The sequence below is a fragment of the Caulobacter sp. P4_E5 genome, assembly GCF_056401555.1.
Genome location: NZ_JBFUJD010000006.1, coordinates 26,241 through 53,007 on the forward strand (window position 1 = coordinate 26,241; position 26,767 = coordinate 53,007).

The 26,767-nt window shown below is 68.8% G+C and carries 22 protein-coding genes and 2 pseudogenes; 15 read left to right on the top strand and 9 right to left on the bottom strand.

The features are described from left to right. Positions 1-75 precede the first annotated feature (75 nt). Positions 76-780: an ArsR/SmtB family transcription factor gene (locus tag AC1DSO_RS03160; protein ID WP_477067457.1), complete on the top strand. Its 705-nt coding sequence runs from the start codon at positions 76-78 to the stop codon at positions 778-780. Between the two features lie 145 nt (positions 781-925). Here AC1DSO_RS03160 and AC1DSO_RS03165 read toward each other — a convergent pair whose 3' ends face one another. Next, positions 926-1,981, bottom strand: a complete 1,056-nt coding sequence (locus AC1DSO_RS03165) for a DUF2855 family protein (protein ID WP_477067458.1) — start codon at positions 1,979-1,981, stop codon at positions 926-928. Positions 1,982-2,181: 200 nt separating this feature from the next. After that, the gene (locus tag AC1DSO_RS03170) at positions 2,182-3,567 is read right to left on the bottom strand and encodes a carotenoid oxygenase family protein (protein WP_477067459.1); all 1,386 of its coding nucleotides are present in this window, start codon (positions 3,565-3,567) and stop codon (positions 2,182-2,184) included. A gap of 79 nt (positions 3,568-3,646) precedes the next feature. Here AC1DSO_RS03170 and AC1DSO_RS03175 point away from each other — a divergent pair, with 79 nt between their 5' ends. The 4 genes from AC1DSO_RS03175 to AC1DSO_RS03190 all read left to right on the top strand — a co-directional run bounded on the left by AC1DSO_RS03175 (position 3,647) and on the right by AC1DSO_RS03190 (position 6,911). After that, positions 3,647-4,273: a TetR/AcrR family transcriptional regulator gene (locus AC1DSO_RS03175; protein WP_477067460.1), complete on the top strand. Its 627-nt coding sequence runs from the start codon at positions 3,647-3,649 to the stop codon at positions 4,271-4,273. A 232-nt stretch (positions 4,274-4,505) separates the two neighbouring features. After that, positions 4,506-5,402, top strand: a complete 897-nt coding sequence (locus AC1DSO_RS03180) for an EamA family transporter (RefSeq protein WP_477067461.1) — start codon at positions 4,506-4,508, stop codon at positions 5,400-5,402. Positions 5,403-5,459: 57 nt separating this feature from the next. Further along, the gene (locus tag AC1DSO_RS03185) at positions 5,460-5,882 is read left to right on the top strand and encodes a GFA family protein (protein WP_477067462.1); all 423 of its coding nucleotides are present in this window, start codon (positions 5,460-5,462) and stop codon (positions 5,880-5,882) included. Further along, a complete protein-coding gene (locus tag AC1DSO_RS03190) occupies positions 5,883-6,911 on the top strand; it encodes a threonine aldolase family protein (RefSeq protein ID WP_477067463.1) in 1,029 nt (342 codons plus the stop codon). Between the two features lie 143 nt (positions 6,912-7,054). Here AC1DSO_RS03190 and AC1DSO_RS03195 read toward each other — a convergent pair whose 3' ends face one another. After that, positions 7,055-8,863, bottom strand: a complete 1,809-nt coding sequence (locus AC1DSO_RS03195; protein ID WP_477067464.1) for a putative bifunctional diguanylate cyclase/phosphodiesterase — start codon at positions 8,861-8,863, stop codon at positions 7,055-7,057. Between the two features lie 316 nt (positions 8,864-9,179). Continuing rightward, complete coding sequence (locus AC1DSO_RS03200; RefSeq protein ID WP_477067465.1) at positions 9,180-9,542, bottom strand: phage holin family protein; 363 nt, start codon at positions 9,540-9,542, stop codon at positions 9,180-9,182. Between the two features lie 103 nt (positions 9,543-9,645). On the opposite strand from AC1DSO_RS03200, the gene AC1DSO_RS03205 reads away from it, so the two are divergent. The 4 genes from AC1DSO_RS03205 (at position 9,646) to AC1DSO_RS03220 (ending at position 14,158) form a co-directional block, all read left to right on the top strand. Then, positions 9,646-9,750: a hypothetical protein gene (locus AC1DSO_RS03205; RefSeq protein WP_156136830.1), complete on the top strand. Its 105-nt coding sequence runs from the start codon at positions 9,646-9,648 to the stop codon at positions 9,748-9,750. After that, entirely contained in the window at positions 9,747-10,643 is an 897-nt protein-coding gene (gene rpoH, locus AC1DSO_RS03210; protein ID WP_477067466.1) for an RNA polymerase sigma factor RpoH, read from the top strand. Before AC1DSO_RS03205 ends, rpoH begins: the two co-directional genes overlap by 4 nt. Positions 10,644-10,876: 233 nt before the next feature. Further along, complete coding sequence (locus AC1DSO_RS03215; RefSeq protein WP_477067467.1) at positions 10,877-11,593, top strand: alpha/beta fold hydrolase; 717 nt, start codon at positions 10,877-10,879, stop codon at positions 11,591-11,593. A gap of 279 nt (positions 11,594-11,872) precedes the next feature. Further along, the gene (locus tag AC1DSO_RS03220) at positions 11,873-14,158 is read left to right on the top strand and encodes a TonB-dependent receptor plug domain-containing protein (protein ID WP_477067468.1); all 2,286 of its coding nucleotides are present in this window, start codon (positions 11,873-11,875) and stop codon (positions 14,156-14,158) included. A 90-nt stretch (positions 14,159-14,248) separates the two neighbouring features. Here the strand turns inward: AC1DSO_RS03220 and AC1DSO_RS03225 are convergent, their stop codons facing one another. Beyond that, entirely contained in the window at positions 14,249-15,004 is a 756-nt protein-coding gene (locus AC1DSO_RS03225) for a response regulator transcription factor (protein ID WP_477067543.1), read from the bottom strand. A gap of 195 nt (positions 15,005-15,199) precedes the next feature. Here AC1DSO_RS03225 and AC1DSO_RS03230 point away from each other — a divergent pair. After that, positions 15,200-15,347: pseudogene (locus AC1DSO_RS03230) on the top strand (hypothetical protein). On the opposite strand, the gene AC1DSO_RS03235 reads toward AC1DSO_RS03230, so the two are convergent. From AC1DSO_RS03235 to AC1DSO_RS03250, 4 genes are all read right to left on the bottom strand, one after another. Continuing rightward, a complete protein-coding gene (locus tag AC1DSO_RS03235) occupies positions 15,344-16,435 on the bottom strand; it encodes a hypothetical protein (protein WP_477067544.1) in 1,092 nt (363 codons plus the stop codon). The pseudogene AC1DSO_RS03230 and the gene AC1DSO_RS03235 overlap by 4 nt on opposite strands. A gap of 323 nt (positions 16,436-16,758) precedes the next feature. After that, on the bottom strand, positions 16,759-18,435 hold the full coding sequence (locus AC1DSO_RS03240; protein WP_477067469.1) for an ATP-binding protein: 1,677 nt from the start codon (positions 18,433-18,435) through the stop codon (positions 16,759-16,761). A 215-nt stretch (positions 18,436-18,650) separates the two neighbouring features. Beyond that, entirely contained in the window at positions 18,651-19,937 is a 1,287-nt protein-coding gene (locus AC1DSO_RS03245; protein WP_477067470.1) for an adenylosuccinate synthase, read from the bottom strand. A 123-nt stretch (positions 19,938-20,060) separates the two neighbouring features. After that, the gene (locus AC1DSO_RS03250) at positions 20,061-20,684 is read right to left on the bottom strand and encodes an acyloxyacyl hydrolase (protein ID WP_477067471.1); all 624 of its coding nucleotides are present in this window, start codon (positions 20,682-20,684) and stop codon (positions 20,061-20,063) included. A gap of 75 nt (positions 20,685-20,759) precedes the next feature. On the opposite strand from AC1DSO_RS03250, the pseudogene AC1DSO_RS03255 reads away from it, so the two are divergent. The 5 genes and pseudogenes from AC1DSO_RS03255 to AC1DSO_RS03275 all read left to right on the top strand — a co-directional run. Beyond that, positions 20,760-20,952 (top strand): annotated as a pseudogene (locus tag AC1DSO_RS03255) (hypothetical protein); the annotation flags it as partial. Further along, complete coding sequence (locus AC1DSO_RS03260; RefSeq protein WP_477067472.1) at positions 20,949-21,926, top strand: threonine ammonia-lyase; 978 nt, start codon at positions 20,949-20,951, stop codon at positions 21,924-21,926. The pseudogene AC1DSO_RS03255 and the gene AC1DSO_RS03260, both read left to right, overlap by 4 nt. A gap of 141 nt (positions 21,927-22,067) precedes the next feature. Next, positions 22,068-23,261: an alanine racemase gene (locus AC1DSO_RS03265; RefSeq protein ID WP_477067473.1), complete on the top strand. Its 1,194-nt coding sequence runs from the start codon at positions 22,068-22,070 to the stop codon at positions 23,259-23,261. A 212-nt stretch (positions 23,262-23,473) separates the two neighbouring features. Continuing rightward, the gene (locus tag AC1DSO_RS03270; protein WP_477067474.1) at positions 23,474-25,129 is read left to right on the top strand and encodes a M28 family metallopeptidase; all 1,656 of its coding nucleotides are present in this window, start codon (positions 23,474-23,476) and stop codon (positions 25,127-25,129) included. Between the two features lie 156 nt (positions 25,130-25,285). Then, positions 25,286-26,674: an L-serine ammonia-lyase gene (locus AC1DSO_RS03275; protein WP_477067475.1), complete on the top strand. Its 1,389-nt coding sequence runs from the start codon at positions 25,286-25,288 to the stop codon at positions 26,672-26,674. Positions 26,675-26,767: the final 93 nt, after the last annotated feature.

Below are 26,767 nucleotides of genomic sequence, written 5' to 3' on the forward strand. Positions count from 1 at the left end.
ATGCCCCGATCCGCCGTCCGGATGCTACACGCGCCGATGAACCATTCGATCGTTCCGTGGGCTAGGATGGAGAGCATGGACGCCAACATCGCCACCCCCGCCGCCCTGATCGGCGACCCGACCCGCGCCGCCATGCTGCAGGCCCTGCAGGACGGCCGCGCCCAGCCCGCCAGCGCCCTGGCCTGGGCCGCCGGGGTCACCGCCCAGGCGGCCAGCAACCACCTGGCCAAGCTGGTCGACGGCGGCCTGCTGGCGGTCGAGCGCGAGGGCCGCCACCGCTATTACCGGCTGGCCAGCGCCGAGGTCGCCCACGCCATCGAGGCCCTCTCGGTGCTGGCCGCGCCGGTCCGTTCGCTGGAGGTCCCCCGCTCGCCCAAGGCCCGCGCCCTGCGCGACGCCCGCTGCTGCTACGGCCACCTCGCCGGGCGGCTGGGCGTGCGGGTCTGCGAGGCCCTGGTCGACCGCGACCTGATCCGGCCGGCGGCCGACAAGCTCTATGAGGTGACGCCGGACGGCCGGGCCTGGTTCGAGGCTCTCGGCGTCCGGGTCGACAGCCTGCGCTCGCCGCGCGGCGTCGCCCGCCAATGCCTGGACTGGACCGAACGCCGCCATCACCTGGCCGGTCCGCTGGGCGTCAAGCTGCTGGAGGCGATGACCGCGCGCGGCTGGCTGGCGCTGGAGGCCAAGGGCCGCGCCGTGCGGCTGACGGCGGACGGCGCCGCGGCGCTGCGCGAGCGGCTGGGGGTGAGCTTGGCGGAGGAGGGTCGGGTGGCGGCCTAACGGTCCGACTCAAAAGGCAAACAAAGCTTGTCATCCCGGCCGCAGCGAAGCGGAGAGCCGGGACCCAGGGGCCACCGCTCTGGGCTTGGCCCCTGGGTCCCGGATAGCCTCTGCGAGGCTTCCGGGATGACAAGCTTTGTTGCGTTCAGGGCTTGAGGATAATCCCCACCTCCGGCGACGTCCCGCCGTCCACCTGCGCCAAGTAGGCCGCCTGGATCGCCGCTTGCCCCTGGCCGCGCTCGACCGTCAGCCACCTTGGCGCATCGGCCACGAAGCCCGACCAGGCCGCGCCGTAGCGGGCCTCGAACTCGCCCGGCGCCCAGTCCTGGCGGCGCTTGGCGATGCGGTCGGGGGCGAAGAAGAACACCGGCTTCACGCCCGGCAACTCGCCGCCTACGCGCTCGGCTTCCCAGTGGGTGCCGCCGACCGCCGACGAAAAGGCCAGGTCCGGCCCGAACGTCTCGTGCACGGCCCGCCGCACGGCCGCGTCGCCGGCGAAGTCGACGAACACCGCCGGCCGCTCGATCACCGCGTTCGGCAGGTCGGCATAGGTCACGACCTGGTCGTAATAACCCAGCCTCTCGACGAAGCCGACGCTGCGCGGCGAGGTCAGCCCGACCACCTTGGCCGCGCCGCGATGCTTCAGCAGATAGGCCAGGCCGATCGCGGTCTTGGACGAGGCGCTGGACAGCACCACCGACTTCGCCCCGAACAGCGCGCTCTCGTCGAGGAAGTCCTCGATCAGGAACGAGGTGATGAACAAGGGCTGCAGCAGCGCCTTATGGGCCTCCAGTTCGTCCGCCGCGCCCACCGCCTGGTACTGGTTGTAGACCACCGCCAGGTGCTGGCGATGGGCCGAGACATCGGTGAAGCCGGTCTTGCCGACCTTGGCCTGCACGGTCAGGTGCGTCGACATCGGCCAGTAGCCGTAGAACCGCTGGCCGACGGCGATCTCGGGATGGGCCGAGGCCTCGACCCGTGCATGGCCCCAGACCGGCACGCGGCCGAAGCCGTCGGGCGGCGGGAAGAAGTCCCAATACTTCATCGCCTCGCCGAACACGGCGTAGGTGATGTTGTTGGCGGTCAGGGCGAAACTCTCGATGGCCAGGCGGACCTGGCCGTCGGTCAGCGGCGCGGGGGTGGCGTCGCGGAATTCGGTGCGGCGCAGGTCGGACTTGGCGACGAGGAAATCCCAGGGCATGGCCGGCTCCATCTTGATCGAGCGGAGTAGGCGGTTCGGTGCGCGGGAAGTCAAACGGTTGTTTTAATTCCCTCTCCCCTTGCGGGAGAGGGTGGCCGCCGAAGGCGGTCGGGTGAAGGGTCGCGCCGCCCTGTCGGACAAGCCTTTCGACCCCTCATCCGGCGCTGCGCGCCACCTTCTCCCGCAAGGGGAGAAGGAAGCTAGGCCGCCACCCACTGGCCATGGAACCCGAACGGCACGCGTCGGGGCAGCTTGGCGCTGGCGATCGGGCCCCGTTCGACATCCTGGGCGTCGAACACCACGAACTCCGACACCCCCTCGGCGGCGCGGTAGATCACCGCCGTCAGCCAACCCTGACCCTCGGCTGCACCCTCGCCGGCGGGGGTGAAGACCGCTTCCGAGAGCGCGTCGCCGGCCGGGACGGTCCAGGTCTTCCGCGTCCCCTCGACCAGGTCGACATGCGCCACGACGTTAGAGCGGAAGTCGCCGGGCTTCAGGCTCTGACCCACGAACCAGCCATGGCGGTAGGCCTGCCCCGCGAAGCGCTCGTCGAAGCGCGGGAACTCGCCGGCCGTGTCGTCCAGCGCAGCCTCGGTCAACGCGCCGGCCTCGAGGTCGATCGTCCAGCGGGTCAGATAGGCGGCGGCGTTCTCGCCCTTGGTCCCGTCGGCGTTGGGGAACAGCGGCGCGGCCGCGTAGCGCATGACGTCGGCGACGATCCTGCCGTCTCGCTCGAACGCGTTCATCACATGGAAGACGTAGCAGGCCGGGATCTCGATCCAGCGCAGGCCGGCCACGCCCGCGTCACGCGGGATCACCGCCAGATGGCCGCCCTTGTCGGGCTCCCAGGCGAACACCGGCTTGCCGCCCATCGCCCGCCGCAGGCTGCCGGTCAGCGGCAGGACAGGGATGACGACATAGTGCTCGGTGACGATGAAGTCGTGGATCATCGAGCAGTACGGGGCCTCGAAGGTCTCGCGCTTGAGCAAGCGGCCGTCCGCGTCGGCGACGCCCCAGCTGATCTTGTTCGACAGCGGCATCGGGTCGTCGGCATAGGCGAAGAACACCAGCTCGCCGGTGATCGGACAGGCCTTGGGGTGGGCCGTGACCTTGCCGCCCAGGTCGTAGGCGCCGATCGTGCCCAGGTCGGGACCGGTCAGCTCGAACGGGGCGTGGGCCTCCTCCAGCGCCAGCAGATGGCCGCCGTGCTGGATGATGTTGGTGTTGGCCACGCCGTCGCTGACCACGCCTAGCACCGAGGGGTCGCTGGTCATCGGATTACCCCAGCTGCCGAACAGGGCCTGGCCGGCCGTGTTTTCCAACGCCCACTTGTTGGTGCGGACCCAGCGGTTGCGATAGCTCACCTTGCCGTCCGCCACGGTGAAGGCGTGCAGCATGCCGTCGCCGACAAACCAGTGGTAGTTGCCGTCCCGCGGGTCGAACTGCGGGTTGGGGCCGTTGCGGTACAGCGTGCCGTTCAGGCCCGCCGGCAGCGTCCCCTCGACGACCAGGTCGAAGTCGTCCTCGCTGCGCACCGGGGCGAAATTGCCGCTGAGAAACGGATTGATACGCACCTCGCCGTCCATGGCCAGTCCTCCCATTGGTTATTGTTTACAGTGTAAATTTATGCTGTAAGCGAGGGGTCGAGTCAACCCGGATTCCCTCTTGCCCCGCGTCCTGTCGCCTGAAGACGTCGAAGACTTCCGCCGCCGGCTGTGCGTGGCCGCTGAGGGCCTGTTCGCCGAACGGGGCATCGAGGCGGTGACCATGCGCGAGCTGGCCCAGGCCCTGGGCGTCAGTCCGATGACCCCCTACCGCTACTTCAAGGACAAGGACGCCATCCTGGCCGCCGTCCGCGCCGCCGCCTTCGCCCGCTTCGCCGACACCATCGAGGCGGCCATGGCGCGCCCCGGCGGCCCCTTGGACAAGTCCCGCGCCGCCGGCGAGGCCTATATCGCCTTCGCCCTGAGCGAGCCGCACGCCTACAAGCTGATGTTCGATCTCAGCCAGCCGACCGAGAAGGACTATCCCGAATTGACCGCCGCCGCGGCGCGCGCGCGGCGCACCATGACCGTCCACGTCGAGGCGATGATCGACGCCGGCGGCATGCAGGGCGACGCCGAGCTGATCGGCCACCTGTTCTGGTCGGTGCTGCACGGCATGCTGATGCTGCAACTGAGCGACAAGCTGGGCCCGACCATCGATCCCGCCAAGCTGCGGGCGCTGGCGCTGTCGACGCTGGTGCGGGGGCTGGGGATCGGGGCGGCTCAGGATCGCAAAAGCTCAAAATAGCGTGTCATCCCGGAAAGCGCGCAGCGCTTGTCCGGGACCCAGGGGCCGGCGCAGTGTGGTTGCCCTGGGTCCGGCTCTCCGCTTCGCTGCGGCCGGGATGACACCTAAAAAGTGGGCTGGTGCGTCGCCGCCAAGCCAGCCGCCCCCATTGTCACCGAGACAATGTTTCCATTGCGACCCACGCCCTGAAGGCCCAAGTCCCACCCCAGTCCAGCTTGCGATTGGAACGGCCATGACCCACGCCCCCCTGCCCTTGCGCCACTTCCTGCTGGCCCTGGCCGTGGTGGCGGTGTGGGGCACCAATTTCGTGGTCATTCGCATCGGCCTGGACCACTTGCCGCCGCTGCTGTTCGCCACCCTGCGCTTCTGCCTGGTGCTGGTCCCGATGGCGTTCTTCGTGAAGAAGCCGGCGGTGTCGTGGGCCAATCTGGCGGCCTATGGCGTGCTGATCGGGGCGGGGCAGTTCGGCCTGCTGTTCGTGGCCATGAAGGGCCACATCTCGCCGGGCCTGGCCTCGCTGGTCGTGCAGACCCAGGTGTTCTTCACCATCGGCATGGCCATGTGGATCAGCAAGGAGCGGGTCCAGGGTTTCCAGATCGCCGCCCTGCTGCTGGCCGCCTCGGGCATCGTGCTGATCGCCGCGCATGGCGGCGGCTCGGCCACGCCGCTGGGCGTGCTGCTGATCCTAGTGGCCGCGCTCAGCTGGTCGGGCGGCAATATCGTCGCGCGTCAGGCCGGGCCGGTGAACATGCTGGGCTATGTGGTCTGGGCGAGCCTGTTCTCGATCCCGCCGCTCTTCTTGATGTCGCTGTGGCTGGAAGGCTGGCCGGCCATCGTCAAGGGCGTGACCGGCGCCGACGCCCTGACCTGGGCCGCCGTCGCCTGGCAGGCGGTGGGCAACACCATGTTCGGCTACGCCGCCTGGGGCTGGCTGCTGGCCCGCCACCCGGCCGCCACGGTGACGCCAATGGCCCTGCTGGTGCCGGTGTTCGGCATGGGCGCCTCGGCCCTGCTGCTGGGCGAGGGCCTGCCGGCCTGGAAGCTGATCGCCGCGGCCCTGGTGCTGACCGGCCTGGCGGTGAACATGCTGTGGCCCAAGGTGCGGGCGCGGTTCGTCGTGGCCACCTGACTTCCCACACTGCGCCGTTCGTGCAGGATGGCGCGATCCAACCCAGGGAGCGAAACCATGAGCAAGATCGAGGGCGGCTGCGCGTGCGGCGCCATCCGGTATGAGATCACCGCGCCGCTGATCGGCGTCGGCGTCTGCCATTGCCGGCAGTGCCAGTACGGCACGGGCGGCGGTCCCAACTATGTGGCCCTGACGCCCAAGGACGGCCTGGTCTTCACCAAGGGCCAGCCCAAGCGCTACGCCAGCCCCGGCGGCAGCGGCCTGAACATCGACCGCGTGTTCTGCGCCGACTGCGGCACGCCGCTGATCTCCGAGCCGGCCATCGGGCCCTTCTATCCGGTGAAGCTGGGCAGCATGGACGATCCCTCGTCCCTGGCGCCGAGCATCCACATCTGGACCAGCGAGGCCCAGCCGTGGCATCCGATCGATCCCGGCCTGCCGGCCTTCCCGCAAAATCCGCCCCAACCGCCGCCGAGCTAGATGACCAAAACCGCCCGCTACGACTTCGCCTCGGACAATGTCGCGGGCGCCATGCCCGAGGTGATGGAGGCCCTGGTCGCCGCCAACGCCGGCCCGGCCTCGGGCTATGGGACCGACCACGTCAGCAAGGCGGCCGCCGATCGCATCCGCGCCCTGCTGGACGCCGACGCCCAGGTGCGGTTCACCGCCTCGGGCACGGCCGCCAACGCCTTTGCCCTGACCCTGCTGGCCCAGCCGCACGAGGCGGTGCTGGCCCACGAGCATGCCCACATCTGCACCGACGAGACCGGCGCCCCCGGCTTCTTCGGCCAGGGCGTGGGCTTGATCGGCCTGGCCGGCGCCTCGGGCAAGATCGCCCTTCCGAACCTCGAGGCGGCGCTGGCCCGGCCGGAGGTCTCGTACAACCAGCCCGCCGCCGCCCTGTCGCTGACCACCGCCACCGAATACGGCACGGTCTATTCGGAAGACGACCTGCGGGCGCTGATCGGGCCGGTGAAGGCCAAGGGCTGCGGCGTCCACCTGGACGGCGCCCGCCTGGCCAACGCGGTGGCCGCCGGCTTCGACCTGAAGAGCGTGGCCAGGATGGGCGTCGACATCCTCGTCATGGGCGGCACCAAGGTCGGCTCGACCCCGACCGAGGCCGTGGTGTTCCTGAACCCCGGCCACGCCCGCCGCCTGGACGCCCGGCTCAAGCACGCCGGCCAGCTGATCTCCAAGGGCCGCTTCCTGGCCGCCCCGTGGCTGGGCCTGCTGGGCGAGGACGGTTCGACCGGACCCTGGGCGGCCCGCGCGGCCCACGCCAACGCCATGGCCCGCAAGCTGGCGGACCTGATGCCCTTCCCGATCAAGCATCCGGTCGAGGCCAACGGGATTTTCGTCGAGATGGACGAGCCGACCCTGGAGCGCCTCCGCGGCGAGGGCTGGTTCGTCTACCGCTTCCTGGACGGCACGGTGCGCTTCATGTGCTCATGGGCGACGACGCCGGAGATGGTCGAGGACCTGGGCGCGGCGTTGAAGAGGGTGGGTTAGGCGGCAGCGCCCCCTCCGTCACGCTGCGTATCCGCAGCGCGCCACCTCCCCCGCTTCGCGAGGGAGGAGGAAACCGCACCCCTCCTCACCCGTGAAACGGGGGAGGTGGCGCGGCGCCGATAGGCGACGTGACGGAGGGGGCGTCAGGACCCCAACCGTTGTAACCCCTCATCCGCCCACGCCCGCGGCGCGGGTCCCCCCTTCTCCTTCTGGGAGAAGGTGACTATGGGCGCCGCCTCGGCCGCCGCCGAGGTCTCGGTGATCCCCAGCAGCCGGGCGATCTCGCTGGCCGGGGCCGGGCGGCTGATGAAGTAGCCCTGAATCTCGGCGCAGCCCTGGCCGCGCAGGGCGTTGAGCTGCTCCAGGGTCTCGACGCCCTCGGCCGTGGTGACGATGCCCATGCTGGCGCCGAGGTCCAGCACGGCCTTGATGATGGCCATGGCGTCGCTGTCGTCGAGGATGTCGCGGACGAAGGTCTGGTCGATCTTGATCTTGTCGAACGGGAAGCTGCGCAGATAGCTCAGCGAGCTGTAGCCGGTGCCGAAGTCGTCCATCGAGATCCGCACGCCCAGGGCCTTCAGATCGTGCAGCATGGTCATGTTGGCCGCGCTGTCCTGCAGCAGGACCGACTCGGTGATCTCCAGCTCCAGCCGTTGGGCCGGCAGGCCCGACATCGCCAGGGCCGAGACCACGGTGCGCACCAGGCCCCGGTCGCGGAACTGGGCCGGCGACAGGTTGACGGCCAGCCGCACGTAGTCGGGCCACTTGGCCGCCTCGGCGCAGGCGGCGCGCAGCACCCACTCGCCCAGCGGCACGATCAGGCCGATTTCCTCGGCCAGGGGAATGAAGTCGGCCGGCGAGACCATGCCCCGATCCGGATGGCGCCAGCGCAGCAGGGCCTCGCAGCCCGTCACCCGCTCGTCGCCCAGATTGTAGAGCGGCTGGTAGAACAGCTCGAACTCGCCGGCTTGCAGGGCGCGACGCAAATCGAGCTCCAGGGCGCGGCGGGCCTGAAGTTGCTCGTCCATGGCCCGTTCGAAGAAGTGGAAGGCCCCTCGCCCGTCGCCCTTGGCGCGGTAGAGGGCCATGTCGGCCTTCTTGAGCAGTTCGTCGGCGTCCTCGCCGTCCGAGGGCGCGGCGGCGACGCCGACGCTGGCGCCGATCACAACCTGGTGGCCTTGCAGGTCGAACGGCGCGGCCATGGCCTCGACGACCCGGCCTGCCAGGCGCGTGGCGCCGGACATGTCCGAAAGGCCGGTCTGGACCACCGCGAACTCGTCTCCGCCCAGGCGGGCCACGGTGTCGCCTTCGCGCACACAGGCCCGCAGCCGCTCGGCGGCCTCGCGCAGCAGGGCGTCGCCCAGCGGGTGGCCCAGGGTGTCGTTGACGGTCTTGAAGCGGTCCAGGTCGATGAAGTGGACGGCCAGCTGGTCGCCCTTGCGCGCCCGGCGGGCCAGGGCCTCGACCAGGTGCTTCTGGAACAGCACCCGGTTGGGCAGGTCGGTCAGCGGGTCGTAGTGGGCCAGGCGGGCGATCTGGGCCACGCCCCGGCGGTTGGTCTCGTTCGTCGCCTGCAGCAGGCCCAGCACCGTGCCAACGCCCAGATAGCGCTCGTTCTCGGTGACGATGAAGCCGCGCAGCAGGTCCGAGGCGCGGTACGACAGGCTGTCGGTGGTGAACTCGGCCAGCTCGGCGTCGGCGTCGACGACCAGCGGCTCGCGGTCCATCAGGGTCGAGATCGGGCGGTTGGCGTAGAGGGCTCGGCCATACTCGGCCGCCATCCGCAGAAAGAAGGCGTTGCGCTCGACGATGCCGATCGGACGGTCCTCGCCGTCCAGCACCGGGATGATCAGGGTGTCGGGCTCCTCGCGGAAGCGCTCGTAGAGCGCCTTGCCAAGATCGTCCTGACGCGCCGGGGTCAGGGAAGAAACAGTGTCCCGCAGGGTGAACATAATAACGCCTCCACTCGCGGGAGGCAGGGACCATTTCGCGCCTAACGACCCGCTAATGGCCCCGCTTGCGACGGTTCATTTCGCGAAAACTTCACGGCGGTGTCACAGTGTTTGCGGGGGCGTTTACCGTGTTCTTCGTTGGCGAATGCCTTTCTTCGCAGTCGTGGCGTCACATCCAACGCCCGACCTTCCCGGCGAAAGCCGGGATCCAGCTGGAAGAGCGCTGAAGCAGGCTCTATGAGCGCCGCGCCCTTCCAATCAGCTCAAGCGCCATGAGATCTGGACCCCGGCCTTCGCCGGGGAGGTCGGAGAAAGGTTACTCCCGCTCGGCCCTCTTCGCGTCACCCAGCAGCAGTTGGCCGATCCAGCTGACGACGCCGGTCACGATCGCCGCCATCACCCCGGCCCACAGGCCGCTGACCGCCAGGCCGTCGAGGAACCAGGCCACCAGGCCGATCATCGCCGCGTTCACCACCAGCAGGAACAGGCCCAGGGTGATGATGGTCAGCGGGAAGGTCAGGATGGTCACCACCGGCCGGACGATGGCGTTGACGATCCCCAGCAGGAAGCCGGCGATGATCAGGGTGGTCCAGCCGTCGGCGGTGACGCCAGGCACGATGCGCGCGGCCAGCCACAGGCCGGCGGCGGCGATCAGGACGCGAAGCACGAAACGGATCATCAGCGACTCCCCTCTTTGGAGGGGCAGATTGGCCCAGCCGCGCGCCGGAGCAAAGTGACGCCGCATTTATGCAATACCCAAGCCGTGAACTCGGACATTACAAATGCGTTACCACCCTTCCAACAGCCGCTCCGCGAACTATCTAGTCCTCCGTGTGGGGGATGATCGCGCGCGAACGGCGAGCGGATCCGCACGCAAGGGGATATGAGTAATATGGCCGTGAATTCTCTATCGGTGATGTCGCCGGACGGCGGCTTGTCGCGTTATCTCACCGAGATCCGCAAGTTCCCGATGCTGCCCAAGGACGAGGAGTTCATGCTCGCCCAGCGGTGGAAAGAGCATCAGGACAGCGAAGCCGCCCACAAGATGGTGACGTCGCACCTGCGCCTCGTGGCCAAGATCGCCATGGGCTATCGCGGGTATGGCCTGCCGATCGGCGAGGTGATCTCGGAAGGCAATGTCGGCCTGATGCAGGCCGTCAAGAAGTTCGAGCCCGACAAGGGCTTCCGCCTGGCCACCTACGCCATGTGGTGGATCCGCGCCTCGATCCAGGAATATATCCTGCGCTCGTGGTCGCTGGTGAAGATGGGCACGACCGCTGCGCAGAAGAAGCTGTTCTTCAACCTGCGCAAGGCCAAGAGCCAGATCGAGGCCTTCCAGGACGGCGATCTGCGCCCCGAACAGGTTAGCGCCATCGCCACCAAGCTGGGCGTGCTGGACAGCGAGGTCATCTCGATGAACCGCCGCCTGTCGGGCCCCGACGCCTCGCTGAACGCGCCGCTGCGTTCGGACAGCGAGAGCGAGTGGCAGGACTGGCTGGCCGACGACGAGCAGGTGTCGCAAGAGACCATGGTCGCCGAGAACGAGGAAAAGTCGCTGCGGATGTCGCTTCTGGAAGAAGCGATGGTCGAGCTGACCGACCGCGAGCGTCATATCCTGACCGAGCGCCGCCTGAAGGACGACCCGACCACCCTGGAAGAACTGGCCTCGCAGTACGGCGTCAGCCGCGAACGGGTGCGCCAGATCGAGGTCCGGGCGTTCGAGAAGCTGCAGAAGAACATGCGCGAGGCGGCGATCGCCAAGAACATGGTCGAGGCGTAGGCTTCGCTTACAGGATCGAGACGAAGGGGCGCTTTCGAGCGCTCCTTTTTCGTTTCCCCTTTCCCCTTGCGGGAGAGGGGGGCCCGAAGGGTCGGGTGAGGGGTCGAAAGCCCTGTCCGATAGATCGGCGCAACCCCTCATCCGTCAGCGGAGTTTATCCTCGGGCGCGCGCTTCGCGCGACCCGGGGGCTGCCACCTTCTCCCGCAAGGGGAGAAGGGGTTAGAAAGCGACGATGACCGCTCCCCTCCCCCAGCTGATCCTGCTGCCTGGCCTGCTGAACGACGCCGAGCTGTGGCGCGACCAGATCACCGGCCTCGCCGACGTCTCCCGTCCGTGGGTTCCCGATCTCGCGCCCTATGCGACCCTCCACGAGATGGCGCAAAGCGTATTGGCCAAGGCCGAGCCGAGCTTCGCCCTGGCCGGGTTCTCGATGGGCGGCTACGTGGCCCAGGAGATCGCCCGAATCGCGCCGGAGCGGATCGAGCGCCTGGCCCTGCTGGACACCTCGATCCGCGTCGACACGCCCGAGCGCGCCGCCCAGCGCAAGGCGCTGAACAAGGCCGCCGCCAAGGGCGGGACGTTCTTAGGCATCGGCCAGGCGATCATGAAATCCTATGTCGACGCCTCGCGCCTGGACGACGCGGGCCTGACCGGCCGCATCGTCGACATGACCCAGCGCCTGGGCCGCGAGGTGTTCCTGCGCCAGAACAGCCTGGAGCGCGAGGACGGCGAGGCCGCGCTGAAGGCCCTGCGTGTGCCGCTGGTCATCATCTGCGGTGAGAACGACCAGATCACCCCCGCCGCCGGCCATCGCGAGATGGCCTGGGCGATCGGCTGCTCGCACCTGGTGGTGATCCCCAACGCCGGCCACATGACGCCGATGGAAGCGCCCGGCCCGGTCAACGGCGCGCTGCGGCACTGGCTGTCCAGACCCGCCGGTCAACGGTAGGGGATAGGCTCCAAAAACGCCCCCTCCGTCACGATGCGTATCCGCATCGCGCCACCTCCCCCGCTTCGCGGGTGAGGAGGAAACCTCCCATCCTCCCTCGTGCAACGGGGGAGGTGGATCGCCGCGGATACGCGGCGAGACGGAGGGGGCGTCACGCGGTCCCTTCAATATTTTGAAACAAAACTGTCAGCGAAACATCGCGACACGAAACTAAGCCGACCCCGGGCTGTCCAACCGCGCCTGCTCAAATCGCGCGCGGAGCACAACAAGGGGATATCGATGAAGAAGACCATGCTCTTCGCGCTGGCGGCGCTCGCGCCGCTGGCCCTGGCTTCGGCCGTCGCCGCCGCGCCTGATGAGGCGCCGATCGCGACCGCTGACGAACCGACCCTGGCCTCGGCGGTCGTGGTCCAGGCCAAGATCGCCTATCGCAACCGCACCGACTCGACCGCGCCGGTCCTCGACTACGGCCTCGATTACTTCCAGCGCTTCGAGCCGCTGACCGTCGGCGACGCCCTGAAGCGCGTGCCCAGCGTCTCGTTCCTGTCGGACGTGCTGGAATCGGACGGCGTGCGCCTGCGCGGCCTCGACCCGGCCTACACCCAGATCCTGATCAACGGCGAGAAGGTCCCCGGCTCGGGCTCCAGCTCGGGCGCGTTCGGTAACGGCGCCGACCAGGCCTTCTTCGTCGACCGCATCCCGGCCGAGCTGATCGACCACATCGAGATCTCGCGCGGCGCCTCGGCCAACCGCAGCGGCGACGCCGTGGCCGGGGCCCTGAACATCGTGCTGCGCGACGCCCTGGCCCTGGACGGCGGCTATGTCCGCGTCGGCGCCCTGCGCTTCGACGACAAGCGCGTGCGCGAAGTCATCGGCGGCGTCTGGGGCGGCCAGGTCGGCCCCGGCCGTCTGCTGGTCGGCGCCAATGTCCAAGGCCGCCGCAACCCGAAGGAAAAGCTCAGCTTGCGCTACGACGCGCCCGGCGCGGCCCTGAACAACAACGAGTTCCAGACCGACGTCCGCAACGGCACCGACAGCTCGTTCAACGTCGCCTACGACGTGCCGGTCGGCGACGGCCAGTTGTCGGTGAACGGCTTCTACGTCCACACCGACCGCTTCCAGAACGAAGACTCGATCGAGTACAACAAGGGCGTCGTCAGCAACGCCAACCTGTCGACGATCAACGACAACGACGTCGACATCCAGCAGGACAGCTACTCGCTGAACGGCAAGTACAAGTTCCCGATGGCCGGCGGCATGACCACCGTGAAGCTGGGCTACGCGGCGTTCCAGGCCGACGAGTACGAGTTCGAGTACGAGACCGAATATCTGCGCGACACCACGCCGTTCCCCGACGGCGACCGCTTCACCGGCGACCGGGCCAAGAGCCGCACCAGCGACGACGAGGCCAGCGCCAAGCTGGAGCACAAGCGCGAGCTGACCGCCGGGACCGACCTGGAATTCGGCGTCCAGTACGAGGCCAAGCGCCGCGACGCTCGTGTCACCGAGGTTCCGCGCAACCGCTACAACCTGCCGGCCGCGACCCCGCCCGCCTACAAGCCGTTCGCCATCACCAGCAAGGCGCGCCTGGAGCAGACCCGCCTCGACCCGTACGTGATGCTGTCGGGCCGCTCGAACGGCCTGAAGTGGGAAGCGGGCCTGCGCTACGAGACCACCGACGTCACGGTCCAGGACTTCGTGATCAACGAACAGACCGACAAGGACTACCAGGTCCTGCTGCCGTCGGCCTCGGTGCGTTACAACCTGACCACCGTCGACCAGGTCTACGCCTCGGTGGCCCGCACGGTGCGCCGCCCCAGCTTCCAGTTCCTGTCGCCCGTCACGCTGGAAGAAGAGCTGGGCGACAACGACTTCCGCGGCGACCCGCGCCTGAATCCGGAAAAGGCCTGGGGCCTGGACGTCGGTTATGAGCGCCGCATGGGCCGCGACGGCGTGTTCGGGGTCAACGTCTTCTATCGCGACATCAAGGACCTGATCGAGATCTACAACACCGGGACGCCCGGCTCGGCCAGCGCGCCCGGCGACCTGACCTGGCTGTACTCGGCCCGCAACACCGGCGACGGCAAGGTCTACGGCGTCGAGTTCGACCTCTCCACGCCGCTGTCGTTCATCGGCATGGAAAACACCGGCGTGTTCCTGAACTACTCGTACCTGGACAGCGAGGTCGGCGACGAGTTCGGCAAGCGCCGCTTCAACAGCCAGGCGGAGTCGGTGTTCAACGTCGGCTTCATCCAGGACCTGCCCAGCTGGGCCGCCTCGTTCGGCGTCAGCTATCGCAAGCAAGGCGAGGCCTATAGCCGCGTCGTCGGCGAAGAGGTCACCACCACCTACGGCGGCGACCTGGAAGCCTTCATCGAAAAGCGCCTCGGCAAGACCACCACCGTGCGCCTGACCGGCTCCAACCTGCTGGACTCCGACAAGAAGGAGACCTTCAACAAGTTCACCACCCTGGCCGACCAGCGCGGCCGTTCGTTCGACGAGTACGAGCTGGAACGTGAAAAGGCCGGCCCGGTGTTCCAGCTGATCGCCCGCATGGCGTTCTAGGGTTTCGCGACCAGACAAGACAAAGGCGGCGCCCGCGAGGACGCCGCCTTTTTGTAGATGCTCCCCCGCGGGCGGGGGAGGATCTTGTCCCTACGCCGCCCGGCCGGTGTCCTCGGTCATGAAGCCCATCAGGGCGTCGATGCGCTTGACCAGTTCGGCGCGGCCGGCCGAGCCGGCCATGTCCGCGCCCATGCAGGTCTCCAGCGCCGCTGCGGCTTCCAGCAGGCGGGGATCCTTGACGGCCTCGCCGACCTTCTTCAGCTCCACGGCCTGCGCCAAGAGCGCGCGGCGGGCCTGGGCCGGATCGATGTCCAGCGCCTGGGCGGCCGACTTGACGATGCGCAGGGCCTGCGAGAGGCGCGCGGCGGGCGTGCCGGCCGCGTCGGCCTTGCGCTTGCGCGGCCCCTTGTAGTCGGCCGAGTTGAAGCGGCGGCGGTCGGGGCCGACATAGGCTACCGCCTCGATCCAGTCGCGCGGCTTCAGGGTCACGGCCTCGAGACGGCGCTCCAGGTCCTTGATCGTGAAGGGTTTGCGCATGAACTCGTGCACCCCGGCGTCGCGGGCGCCGAAGATCGCCTCGGCCGTGGCCTCGGCGGTGCACATGATGATCGGCGCCTCGCGGCAGACCAGGTCGCTGCGGCGGATCTTGCGGGTGAAGGCCAGGCCGTCGACGCCGTTCTGGGCGTGCTCGACGAAGATCAGCTGCGGATCGGTGGCCCGGGCCATGGCGTAGCCCTTCTCCGCCGACGGCGCGGCGAAGATCTGCACGCCGCCCAGCGGGCGCATGTGTTCAGCCAGCAGTCGGGCGGTCGCGGGGTTGGGGTCCACGACCATGACTCGCTGCATCTTGGCGGCGATACGCTGGATTGTGCGGGCGTTCCCGTCGAACACGGAAGCGAAGCTCCTCGAAACTAGACCTCGATGACTAACCTTAGAATGTAAAAATCCGCTTGATAATCTTCGAGCGTTAACCGCGTCAGTTTGTCAGGGCGCGATTGCTAGGAGAGCCTAGTGTCCAGACGCAATTTGAACCGCCCTTTCATGTGTCATCCCGGCCGTAGCGCAGCGGAGAGCCGGGACCCAGGGGCAACCGCACCTGCGCCGGCCCCTGGGTCCCGGACAAGCCCTGCGGGCTTTCCGGGATGACACGGGGGGTTGGGTTTTCGGAGTGCCGTCTGATCGCCCCTAGCCGATCAACGGCGCCGACAGCCCTGCTTCAAAGTCCATGAAGATATCAACCGCCTCGTCGATATGGGCCGTCAGGGCCTCGCCCTCGGGGAAGCGATAGCGCCAGAAGCTGGAGATGTGCGAGATCACCCCAACCCGCTCGCCCAGGCTCAGGAACAGCTCGGGCGCGCGCAGCAGGAAGTCGCGGAACGCCTGGGGCCGGGCGTTGTCGACCAGGTTGTCGAAGGCGTCGTCATAGATCCGTAAGGTGCGCAGGATCGCGGTGCGCTCGACCATCACCCCGCCCTGCAGGCGGCGGCGGGCCTCCTCCAGATAGCGGCCGGTCTCGGCGTCGCGCTGGCCGGTGACGGCGATGCGGCCGATCTCCGCGGCGATGTCGGTCAGCTTGGGCCACAGAGTGGTCAGCACCCATTTGTAGTAGAGGAAGCCCTTCCAGCTGAAGACGCCCTCCTTGAAGCTGCCACCCTCCATGACCAGGGTCTCGCGCAGGGGCTCCAGGCGCTCGTCGACGTCGGTGGCCAGCAGGGCCTCGACCAGCCGCGCGGCGTGGGCCCGGCCGATACCGCCGATGTCGCGATAGGCCAGCTCGATCAGCTTGGTGATCTCCATGGTCACGAAGCCCTGCATGGCCTCGTAGTCCGCTGGCGACAGGGCGAAATAGCAGCTGGCCACGGACAGGTCGTGGCGGCGCAGGTGCTCGCGCAGCAGAAACGGGTCCAGCGACGGCAGGGTGTCGATCATCCGCAGAACCGACAGGTCGCGGTGCATGTCGCCCGAGGCGTTGCAGGCCTCGACCAGCACGTCGGTCCAGCCGCGCTGGCCCACGAACACCGACTGGCCGCCCAGGCCGAGGTCCTGGCGGTCGAACGGAATGACGATCTTGGTCGCGGTCGGCCGCGCCTCGTCGAACAGGTAGATGTCGTCGTTGCGCAGGCGGTGCTTGATGATCAGGGCGGTGTTCAGGATCTTGTTCCTGAACAGCGGGGCCTCGGCGTATTCGGGCCGGTGGGCGCTCTCGGCCTCGATGGCGATCAGGTTCAGCACGCGGCTGGTCGAGGCCGTGCGCTCCAGGGCGCGCAGGCTGCGCATCACGCGGTCGGCCTTGTTGATAGGCCTGAGCTTGCGACGACGCGCGACTGCGGACACGAAACCCCCGGACTTGAGACCCACCGTCATACGCCACCGCCTGCTAACAAACGCTGAGCGGGCCGCGTCCGCTCGAACGCGCGCGGCCGGAAGTGGGGAGGAGCCTTTTCAGCTCTCCTCCCCATTAGGGGGAGGTGGATCGGTGCGAATACGCGCCGAGACGGAGGGAGTCGCGAAGCGGTACTGCGTTGGCAATCTCACAGGGCCCCTCCACCGGCGTTCGCCGGTCCCCCTCCCCCAGAGGGGGAGGAGAGCTTCAAAGGCCGCTACATTCCCACCGCTCTCAGCCGTTCGATCATCGGTGGCGGCGTTCGCAGCCCCGCCACCGTGGCCAACAGGCCCGCCGGCTGGATCGGCTTGGGGTGGGCGTCGTCGAAGCCTTGGGCCAGCAAGCGTTCGGCGTCGCCGATCATGGCGTCGGCGGTCAGGGCCACGACCGGCAGGTCGACCCGGCCGCCCTCGCCCGCGCGGATCCGGCGCACCGCCTCGACCCCGTCCATCTGCGGCATGTGGACGTCCATCAGCACGACGTCGAAGTCCTCGACCCGCAGCCGGGCCAAGGCCGCGTAGCCGTCGCCGACCGTGGCCACCGAGACGCCGACGGCCTCGAGGATGGCGCGCGCCACCGTCTGGTTGACCACGTTGTCGTCGACGACCAGGACCCGCGCGCCCGCCAGGTCCAGCGCGGCGACCGGCCCCGTGAAGTCGCTGAGCGCCCGCGCGGCCGGCAGGGGAAGATGGGCGGCGAAGGTCGAGCCTTGGCCCGCGACGCTCTCGACGCCGATCTCGCCGTCCATCATCTCGACCAGCTGCCGGCAGATCGCCAGGCCCAGGCCCGTGCCGCCGAACCGGCGCGCGATGGTGCGGTCGCCCTGGGCGAAGGGGGTGAACAGCCGGGCGCGCTGTTCGTCGCTCAGGCCGATTCCGGTATCGGAGACGGCCACGACGATCCCGGCGTCGCCCGCGGCCGGGGCGATCCGTACGGTGACCCGGCCGGCTTCGGTGAATTTCAGGGCGTTGGAGACCAGGTTCATCAGGATCTGCCGCACCCGCGCCGCGTCGCCGGACAGCCAGGCGGGGGTGTCCGGATCGATGTCGAGCACCAGCTCCAGGCCCTTCAGCCGCGCCGTCTCGCTCCACACCAGGCGGATCTGGGCGGCCAGCTTGCGGATGTCGAACGGCGCGACCTCCAGCTCCAGCTTGCCGGCCTCGATCTTGGACAGATCCAGGATGTCGTTGAGGATGGTCATCAGGCCGTGGCTCGACTGCTCGATCATCTCGAGATACTCGGCCTGGCGCGGGTCCAGCGCCGTGCCGCGCAGGGCGTGGGCCAGGCCCAGCACCCCGTTCATCGGCGTGCGCAGCTCGTGGCTCATCATCGCCAGAAAGGCCGACTTGGCGCGGCTGGCCTCCAGGGCCTCGGCCTGGGCCCGCTCAAGCGCCCTGGCCGCGCCGCGCATCAGGCGCACGGCGTCGATGGCGTAGCCAGCCAGGCCGGCCAGCACGATCAGGGCCACGGCCTTGTCCAGGATGGTAAACTTCGGCCCCAGCATCGGCACCAGGATCAGGGCCAAGAACGGCCCGGGCAGGATCGACAGCATCGCCGACCGGCTGACGGTGGCGTATTTCAAGCCTTCGACGATCAGGCCGAACAGGATGATCAGGGCCGCGAACTTCATCGCCATCGGGCCGTGCACGGCTGAAAGGCCCGCCATCACCGACCAGGCGAGGGCGAAGGCCGCCGGCGGCCCCAGGCGAACGAACGGATTGGTCCGCCCCTCGGCCCGCGGCTTGAAGGTCATCTGCAGATAGACGAGCCACCCTTCCAGGACGAGATTCACCCCGCCCCACGCCAGCGCCGGCCGGGCTCCAAAATGGAAAGCCACCAGCCCGCCCACCAGCAAGGTGACGAGAATGCGTCCCACCCGGCTGCGACGGCTCATGATGAGTGTCGCGCCTTCCAGCCCGTCTTCGAGGAAGTCCCGGAGTGCCAAAAGCGCTCCTCCCGCAACACGAAAGTCGCGGGAGGCTAGGCCTGACATAGTTCACCAAGCGTTTACCGTGCGACGGTCCGTCGCACTTATTGCAGCGCTTACCCCTGGAAGGGGTCGCGCGTCAGGCCCGCTACCCCTGAAAGGGGTCGCGCATCAGACCCTCGCTACCCCTGAAAGGGGTCGCGCATGAGAATGGTGTCGTCGCGCTCGGGGCTGGTGGACAGCAGGGCCACCGGAGCGCCGATCAGCTCCTCGACCCGGCGCACATACTTGATGGCGTTGGCGTTGAGGTCCTTGAACGAGCGGGCGCCGGCGGTGCTTTGCGTCCAGCCTTCGATCTCCTCGTAGACCGGCGTGGCGGCGGCCTGGTCGCGCAAGCCGGCCGGCAAATAGTCGACGACCTTGTCGCCGATCTTGTAGCCGACGCAGATCTTCAGGGTCTTCAGGCCGTCCAGCACGTCCAGCTTGGTCAGGGCCACGCCGTGGATGCCGTTGATGGCCACCGACTGGCGCACCAGCACCGAGTCGAACCAGCCGCAGCGGCGGGCGCGGCCGGTATTGACCCCGACCTCGCGGCCGACCGTCGACAGATGCTGGCCGACCTCGTCGAACAGCTCGGCCGGGAACGGGCCCTCGCCAACGCGGGTGGTGTAGGCCTTGACGATGCCCAGCACGAAGCCGGTCGCCGAGGGCCCCATGCCCGAGCCGGCCGAGGCCTGGCCCGCCACGGTGTTGGACGAGGTCACGAACGGATAGGTGCCGTGGTCGACGTCGAGCAGAGCGCCTTGCGCGCCCTCGAACAGGATCCTGCGGCCGGCCTTGTGGGCCTGGTCCAGCACCCGCCACGCCGGCTGGGCGTAGGGCAGGATGCGCGGGGCCAATTCCATCAGGGCGTCGAACAGTTCCTGGGCGTTCGCTTCCGGCAGGTTCAGGCCGCGACGCAGGGCGCCGTGGTGGCTGAGCAACCGCTCGATCTTCGGCTTCAGGGCTTCCGGATCGGCCAGGTCGGCGACGCGGATAGCGCGGCGGCCGACCTTGTCTTCATAGGCGGGGCCGATGCCGCGGCCGGTGGTGCCGATCTTCTGGGTCGAGGCGGCCTCGCGGGCCTGGTCCAGGTCCTTGTGCAGCGGCAGGATCAGGCAGGCGTTGTCGGCCAGGATCAGCAGCTCGGGCGTGATGGCCACGCCCTGGTCGGCGATCTTGTCGATCTCGCCCAGCAGGTGCCACGGGTCGACGACGACGCCGTTGCCGATGACCGACAACTTACCTTGCACGACACCCGACGGCAGCAGGGCCAGCTTGTAGACCTTGCCGTCCACCACCAGCGTATGGCCGGCGTTGTGGCCGCCCTGGAAGCGCACGACGACATCGGCTCGGTTGCTGAGCCAGTCGACGATCTTGCCCTTGCCTTCATCGCCCCACTGGGCGCCGACGACGGTCACATTGGCCATGGTAGAGATATGCCTTGTCACCTGCCCGGTGACGTCACGCGGCCCTTCGACAGGACTCGGCTGCGGACGTTTAGTCGATTGTGGGCGGCGACACGAGAACCGTCAAATCGGCTCATCGCGAAGTCAGAAGGCGTAAACCAGCCGGACCCCCGCGTCGTCAAGCCCCTGGTTCTTGCCCTGGTGGAAGATCTGGCCGTTCGACAGGTGGGTGTAGCTGAGCTCGGCCGCCCAGCGGTCGTTGATCTGATAGCCCAGCGCCAGCTCCGGTTCGAACAGCACCTTCGAGCCGAAATCGATGCGATGATAGTAGAGATAGGTACGGCGGTCGCGCTCGGCCTGGGTCAGGCCCGGGGCGTTGGCGGGCGGCAGGCCGGCCTTGCCGTCGGTATAGGCCAGGCCGATCCCGGGACGGAAATAGAAGCCGCCCGGCTGGCCCAGCTCGATCCTCCAGTCGAAACCGGCGGCCACGAAGTTCGAAGTGTTCTTGGTGTTGATCGACACCATCGTGTGGACCTGCGGCTTGCCCAGCCAGCGCAGGCTCTCGATGCGGTCGGTGCGATAGCCGAGATGGATGTCGGCCCCCTCCTCGCGCCCGGCGGCGCCCAGGCCGACCGCGTCGCCGATGAAGGTCACGTCGTGCTTGTAGACCCCGACAAAGGCCTCTCCGGCCAAGGCGGGCGCGGCGAACCCCAGCGCGGCGCTCCCCAGCAGGGTCGCGGCCGCGACGGCGGACATGGCGGTCTTCATCGAGTCGTCCTGAACAGCATGAGCCCGCGTTCTATATGGCTCGAACAGCGAAGGTCGGAAAGGGTTTCGGTGGGGAAGAGCGCCCCCTCCGTCTCGATGCGATGCATCGATCCACCTCCCCCGCTGCGCAGGGGAGGATGAAACCTCCTCACCCGTGAAACGGGGGAGGTGGCGCGGCGACGCCAAGGCCACTTGGAGTCGACGTGACGGAGGGGGCGTCCCTTCGGCCTTCAAAAGCGCTGCCTTACCCCCTAAATCTCCGCCATGACCATCGCCCTCGCCGACATCCAAGCCGCCGCCGGACGCCTGAAGGGCCTGGCCGTCGAGACGCCGCTGATCGAGAGCCCGGCGCTGAACGAACGGCTGGGCGGACGGGTGTTCCTGAAGCCCGAGACCCTGCAGCGGGCCGGGGCCTTCAAGTTCCGCGGCGCCTATAACCGGCTCAGCCAGCTGAGCGACGCAGAAAGGACCCGCGGCGTCGTGGCCTTTTCGTCCGGCAACCACGCCCAGGGTGTGGCCCTGGCCGCCAAGCTGCTGGGCGTGCCGGCCCTGATCGTCATGCCGTCGGACTCGCCGGCCGTGAAGGTCGAGGGGACCAAGGGCTTCGGGGCCGAGATCCGCTTCTACGACCGCTTCACCGAGGACCGCGTCGCCATCGCCGACCAGATCGCCGCCGAGCGCGGCTGCGTGGTCGTACCCTCGTATGACGATCCCCACATCATCGCCGGCCAAGGCACGCTGGGCATCGAGATCGTCGAGCAGGCGCGCGCCAAGGGCGTTGAGCTGGACCGCGTGCTGTCGCCGGTCGGCGGCGGCGGCCTGATCGCCGGGACCTCGACGGCCGTGAAGGGCCTTTCTCCATCCACGGAAGTCTGGGGCGCCGAACCGGCCGGCTTCGACGAGACCCGCCGCTCGCTGGAGAGCGGTCAGCGCGAGACGATCGACCAGGACGCCCGCTCGATCTGCGACGCCCTGCTGACCCCGATCCCCGGCGAGCTGACGTGGCCGATCAACCAGCGGAACCTGTCGGGGATCGTGGCGGTGACCGACGCCGAGGTGGCCGAGGCGATGCGCTACGCGTTCTCGGTGCTGAAGCTGGTGGTCGAGCCCGGCGGCTGCGTGGCCCTGACGGCGGCCTTGACGGGGAAGATCGACTTGAAGGGCAAGACGGCGGCGATCGTGCTGTCGGGCGGCAACGTGGATCCGGGGTTGTTCGCGCGGGTTTTGAGCGGCCAAATCTAGGTCACACAATCGGTGTCATCCCGGAAAGCGCGCAGCGCTTGTCCGGGACCCAGGGGCCAAGCGCAGTGCGGTTGTCCTGGGTCCCGGCTCTCCGCTTCGCTGCGGCCGGGATGACACGGTGATTTTCGAGGGGGATATCCGATGAACCTGCCGCCCGCCACCGCCCTCCCCCAGACACCCCTCCTCGTCGTCGACCGCGCCGCACTCACGCGCAACATCGACCACATGCAGGCTCTGTGCGACGCCGCCGGCGTGCGCCTCCGCGCCCACGGCAAGACCCACAAGTGCTCCACGCTCGGCCGGTTGATCATCGCGCGCGGCGCGGTCGGCCTGTGCTGCCAGACGGTGGGCGAGGCCGAGGCCTATGTGGCCGGCGGGATCCAGGACGTGCTGGTCACCGCCCCCGCCCCGCCGTGGGGCACGGCCCGTCTCGCGGTGCTGGCCCGGACCGGCGCCAAGGTCGGCGCGGTCGCCGATGACGAGGGCCAGATCGACCGGCTGTCGGACGCGGCCGTGGCGGCGGGGGTCGTGCTGGACCTGGTGGTCGATCTGGACCTCGGCACCCACCGCGCCGGCGTCTATCCGCATGAGGCGCTGAAGCTGGCCCGCGCCGCCGACGCCTCGCCGGGCCTGCGCTTCGCCGGGATCCAAGCCTATCTCGGCCACCTGCAACATCTGAACGACGGCGCGCTGCGCCAGAGCGCCGACGAGGCCGCCTTCGCCACGCTGAAGGCCCTGGTCGCCGAGCTTACCGCCGCCGGCCTGGCCCCGCCCGTCGTCACCGGCGGCGGCACCGGCACCCACGCCTTCGACCTGGCCTCGGGGGTGTTCACCGAGCTGCAGGCCGGCTCCTACGCGGTGATGGACGTCGAGTATGACGCCTGCGGCGCGCCGGGCGGCGGCGACTGGCCGTTCGAGCCGGCCCTGTTCGTGGCCGCGACCGTGGTCTCGGCCCGCCACAAGAGCCACGTCGTCGTCGACGCCGGCTTCAAGGCCATGTCGATGGACGGCCCGCCGGCTCGGGTGGTCGCCGGCGCGTCGCCGGGGTCGCTGTGGCGGCCGATGGGCGACGAGCACGGCATGATCGCCCATCCCGCCACGCTCGATGTGCTGAAGGCCGCCGGCCGCGATCCGCTGGGCTTCGACAAGGCCGTGGCCGCCGCCGACGCCGATCCTGCTCGAGAAACACCAGCCGACGCGCCCCAGGTCGGCGAGCTCGTCTGGCTGCAGCCGGGCCACTGCGACCCGACCATCAACCTCTACGACGCCCTGCACGTCTGGGACGGCGAACGGCTGGAACGGTGGGCGGTGGATGGGAGAAGGGTCACGCGCTAAACGCCCCCTCCGGCCCTCCGGGCCACCTCCCCCGTTGCACGGGGGAGGATGGTAGCGCTCCCTCCTCACCCGCATCGCGGGGGAGGTGGCGCGCTGCGAATACGCAGCGTGACGGAGGGGGCGCTTTCCCGAGGCCCAGCCCCTAGCCACGCTCGAAAACCCCCACTAGGGTCCGCGCCAACGACAAGATTTCCCCTTCAAGAGGGCCCTCGATGAAACGCCTGCTGCTCACCACCGCCCTTCTCGCCGCGCCCATGCTGGCGCACGCGGTTGAAGCGCCTAAGATCGACCCCGCCAAGCTGTCGGCCCACATCAAGGTGCTGTCGTCCGACGAATTCGAGGGTCGCGGTCCCGCCACCGCGGGCGAGAAGAAGGCCGTCGGCTACATCGTCGACCAGATGAAGGCCATCGGCCTGTCCCCCGCCGGCGACCTCCAGAAGGACGGCAAGCGCGCCTGGACCCAGAACGTGCCGCTGGGCAAGTTCGAGATCACCGGCCCGGTCAGCGCCGGCGTCACGGTCGGCGGCGACAAGCAGGCCTGGACGCAAGGCGAGCAGATCGCCGTCCGCGCCGCCATGACCAATGTCGACGCCGTCTCGATCAAGGACGCCCCGATCGTCTTCGTCGGCTATGGCGTCAAGGCGCCCGAGCGCAATTGGGACGACTTCAAGGGTCTGGACGTCAAGGGCAAGATCCTGGTCGTGCTGATCAACGACCCGGACTTCGAGACCGGATCCGGCGACTTCGGCGGCAAGGCCATGACCTATTACGGCCGCTGGACCTACAAGTACGAGGAAGCCGCCCGCCTGGGCGCCGCCGGCGTGCTGATCGTCCACGAGACGGCCCCGGCCTCGTACGGCTGGAACACGGTCAAGAACTCCAACACCAACGTGATGTTCGACATCGTCCGCAAGGCGCCAACCAAGCAGCATCCGTCGCTGGAAGCCTGGATCCAGCGCGACACCGCCGTCGAGCTGTTCAAGAAGGCCGGCCTCGACTTCGACGCCCTGAAGACGCAGGCCCAGAGCCGCGACTTCAAGCCGGTGGCGCTGAACGGCGCGACGTTCTCGGCCGACTACAAGGTCAAGCACGAGACGATCGTCTCCAAGAACATCGCCGGCCGCATCGTCGGGACCAAGTATCCGAACGAGACCGTCATCTATAGCGGCCACTGGGACCACCTGGGGGTCGGCGCGCCCGACGCGCGCGGCGACAAGATCTACAACGGCGCCGTCGACAACGCCGACGGCATCGCCGGCATCCTGGAGCTGGCCCGCGCCTTCAAGAGCCGCCCGGCGGCGCAGCGCTCGATCCTGTTCCTGGCCGTGACCGCCGAGGAAAAGGGCCTGCTGGGCTCGGAGTATTACGGCGCCAACCCGCTGTTCCCGCTGGCGACCACGGTCGGCGACATCAACATCGACGCCCTGTCGGCGGCCGGTCCGGCAAAGGACGTCGGCACGTCCGGCGACGGCAAGGTCGACCTGCAGGACATGCTGGTCGCCAAGGCCAAGCTGCACGGCCGCTACTTCACGCCCGACCCCGCCCCGCAGGCCGGCCACTTCTACCGCTCGGACCACTTCCCGTTCGCCAAGCGCGGCGTGCCGGCCATCTCGATCGGCTCGGGCAACGACCTCTACAAGGGCGGCAAGGAAGCCGGCGAGAAGGCCGAGGCCGACTACACCGACAACCGCTACCACCAGCCGGCCGACGAATGGCGGGCCGACTGGGACCTCAGCGGCCAGGCCATGGACCTGGGCCTGGTCTACGAGATCGGCGCCGACCTGGCCAATTCCCGCGTCTGGCCCAAGTGGCAGGCGGGCTCGGAGTTCAAGGCCCTGCGCGACAAGACGTCGGCGCAGCGGAAGTAAGATCGTTGAAGCGCTCCTCCCGTGTCATCCCGGCCGGAGCGCAGCGTAGAGCCGGGACCCAGGGGGTGACGAAGCGCGGTGCGCGCCGCCCCTGGGTCCCGGACAGCCTCTGCGAGGCTTCCGGGATGACAAGCTGATTGTGCGAAGTTTTCTGAAATGACCGCCTCCGTCTTCGACCTGTTCAAACTCGGCGTCGGCCCGTCGAGCAGTCACACCATGGGGCCGATGACCGCCGCGGTGCTGTTCGTCGGCCGGCTGCGCGAAGCCGGGAAGCTGCCCGCCGTCGCTCGGGTCGAGATCAAGCTCTACGCCTCCCTGGCCCTGACCGGCCGTGGCCACGCCACCGACCGGGCCGTGGTTCTGGGCCTGATGGGCTTCGTGCCGGCCGACCTGGATCCCGACGCCGGCGAGGCTGCCCTGCTGGAGGTCCAGGCGACCCAGTCGCTTACCCTGGGCGGCGACCATCCCATCGCGTTCGACGCGGTCACCGATATCGTCTGGCTGGGCCACGAGCGTCTACCCCAGCACCCCAACGGTTTGACCTTCTCGGCCTTTGACGCCGCTGGCGTCATCCTGGCCGAGCGCACCTATTTCTCGATCGGCGGCGGCTTCGTCCGCGACGAGCGCGAGATGGGCAGCAACGCTCCGCCGGAAGAGGGGCCGGCCATCCCGTTCCCGTTCGAGAGCGGCGACGACCTGTTGCGGCGCGCCGAGGCGGCCGGCCTGACCATCGCGCAGGTCATGGCCGCCAACGAGCTGGCCCGGATGAGCGAGGGCGAGATGAACGCCGGCCTCGACCGCATCTTCGGGGCCATGGAGGCCTGCATCGATCGCGGCATGCGCCAGGACGGCGTGCTGCCCGGCGGCCTGACCGTCAAGCGCCGCGCCCGCCAGATCCACCAGACCATCCTGGGCCGGATGGAGCGCCAGATGAGCGACCCGCTGGCGGCCATGGATTTCGTCAACCTGTGGGCCATGGCGGTCAACGAGGAGAACGCCGCCGGCGGCCGCGTCGTCACCGCCCCGACCAATGGCGCCGCGGGCCTGGTGCCGGCCGTGCTGCGGTTCTTCGTGCGCTTCCACAAGGGCGCGCCCGAACAGGTTCGCGTCTTCCTGCTGACCGCCGCGGCGATCGGCGCGCTCTACAAGCGCAACGCCTCGATCAGCGGGGCCGAGGTCGGCTGCCAGGGCGAGGTCGGGGTGGCCTGCTCGATGGCCGCGGCGGGCCTGGCCGCCGCGCTGGGCGCGACCAACGCCCAGATCGAGAACGCCGCCGAGATCGGCATGGAGCACAACCTCGGCCTGACCTGCGACCCGATCGGCGGCCTGGTGCAGATCCCCTGCATCGAGCGCAACGCCATGGGCGCCATCAAGGCCATCGACGCCGCCCGCCTGGCCCTACTGGGCGACGGCCAGCACTCGGTCAGCCTCGACAAGGTCATCGCCACGATGAAGCGCACCGGCGAGGACATGAACGAGATCTACAAGGAAACCTCGATGGGCGGCCTGGCGGTGGGCCTGTCGGTCAACCGGGTGGAGTGCTGAGGACTTGCCCCCTCCGCGCCGGAGCCTGTCCTCGGGCGCGCGCTTCGCGCGACCCGGGGGGCGCTCCTCCCCCGGAGGGGGAAGAAGGTGATC

Coding starts and splice junctions, on each gene's coding strand:
- AC1DSO_RS03160 (WP_477067457.1), top strand. CDS start 76: ATGGACGCCAACATCGCCACCCCCGCCGCCCTGATCGGCGACCCGACC.
- AC1DSO_RS03165 (WP_477067458.1), bottom strand. CDS start 1,981: ATGCCCTGGGATTTCCTCGTCGCCAAGTCCGACCTGCGCCGCACCGAA.
- AC1DSO_RS03170 (WP_477067459.1), bottom strand. CDS start 3,567: ATGGACGGCGAGGTGCGTATCAATCCGTTTCTCAGCGGCAATTTCGCC.
- AC1DSO_RS03180 (WP_477067461.1), top strand. CDS start 4,506: ATGACCCACGCCCCCCTGCCCTTGCGCCACTTCCTGCTGGCCCTGGCC.
- AC1DSO_RS03185 (WP_477067462.1), top strand. CDS start 5,460: ATGAGCAAGATCGAGGGCGGCTGCGCGTGCGGCGCCATCCGGTATGAG.
- AC1DSO_RS03190 (WP_477067463.1), top strand. CDS start 5,883: ATGACCAAAACCGCCCGCTACGACTTCGCCTCGGACAATGTCGCGGGC.
- AC1DSO_RS03195 (WP_477067464.1), bottom strand. CDS start 8,863: ATGTTCACCCTGCGGGACACTGTTTCTTCCCTGACCCCGGCGCGTCAG.
- AC1DSO_RS03200 (WP_477067465.1), bottom strand. CDS start 9,542: ATGATCCGTTTCGTGCTTCGCGTCCTGATCGCCGCCGCCGGCCTGTGG.
- AC1DSO_RS03205 (WP_156136830.1), top strand. CDS start 9,646: ATGCGTTACCACCCTTCCAACAGCCGCTCCGCGAACTATCTAGTCCTC.
- rpoH (WP_477067466.1), top strand. CDS start 9,747: ATGAGTAATATGGCCGTGAATTCTCTATCGGTGATGTCGCCGGACGGC.
- AC1DSO_RS03215 (WP_477067467.1), top strand. CDS start 10,877: ATGACCGCTCCCCTCCCCCAGCTGATCCTGCTGCCTGGCCTGCTGAAC.
- AC1DSO_RS03220 (WP_477067468.1), top strand. CDS start 11,873: ATGAAGAAGACCATGCTCTTCGCGCTGGCGGCGCTCGCGCCGCTGGCC.
- AC1DSO_RS03225 (WP_477067543.1), bottom strand. CDS start 15,004: ATGCAGCGAGTCATGGTCGTGGACCCCAACCCCGCGACCGCCCGACTG.
- AC1DSO_RS03235 (WP_477067544.1), bottom strand. CDS start 16,435: ATGCGCAGCCTGCGCGCCCTGGAGCGCACGGCCTCGACCAGCCGCGTG.
- AC1DSO_RS03240 (WP_477067469.1), bottom strand. CDS start 18,435: ATGAGCCGTCGCAGCCGGGTGGGACGCATTCTCGTCACCTTGCTGGTG.
- AC1DSO_RS03245 (WP_477067470.1), bottom strand. CDS start 19,937: ATGGCCAATGTGACCGTCGTCGGCGCCCAGTGGGGCGATGAAGGCAAG.
- AC1DSO_RS03250 (WP_477067471.1), bottom strand. CDS start 20,684: ATGAAGACCGCCATGTCCGCCGTCGCGGCCGCGACCCTGCTGGGGAGC.
- AC1DSO_RS03260 (WP_477067472.1), top strand. CDS start 20,949: ATGACCATCGCCCTCGCCGACATCCAAGCCGCCGCCGGACGCCTGAAG.
- AC1DSO_RS03265 (WP_477067473.1), top strand. CDS start 22,068: ATGAACCTGCCGCCCGCCACCGCCCTCCCCCAGACACCCCTCCTCGTC.
- AC1DSO_RS03270 (WP_477067474.1), top strand. CDS start 23,474: ATGAAACGCCTGCTGCTCACCACCGCCCTTCTCGCCGCGCCCATGCTG.
- AC1DSO_RS03275 (WP_477067475.1), top strand. CDS start 25,286: ATGACCGCCTCCGTCTTCGACCTGTTCAAACTCGGCGTCGGCCCGTCG.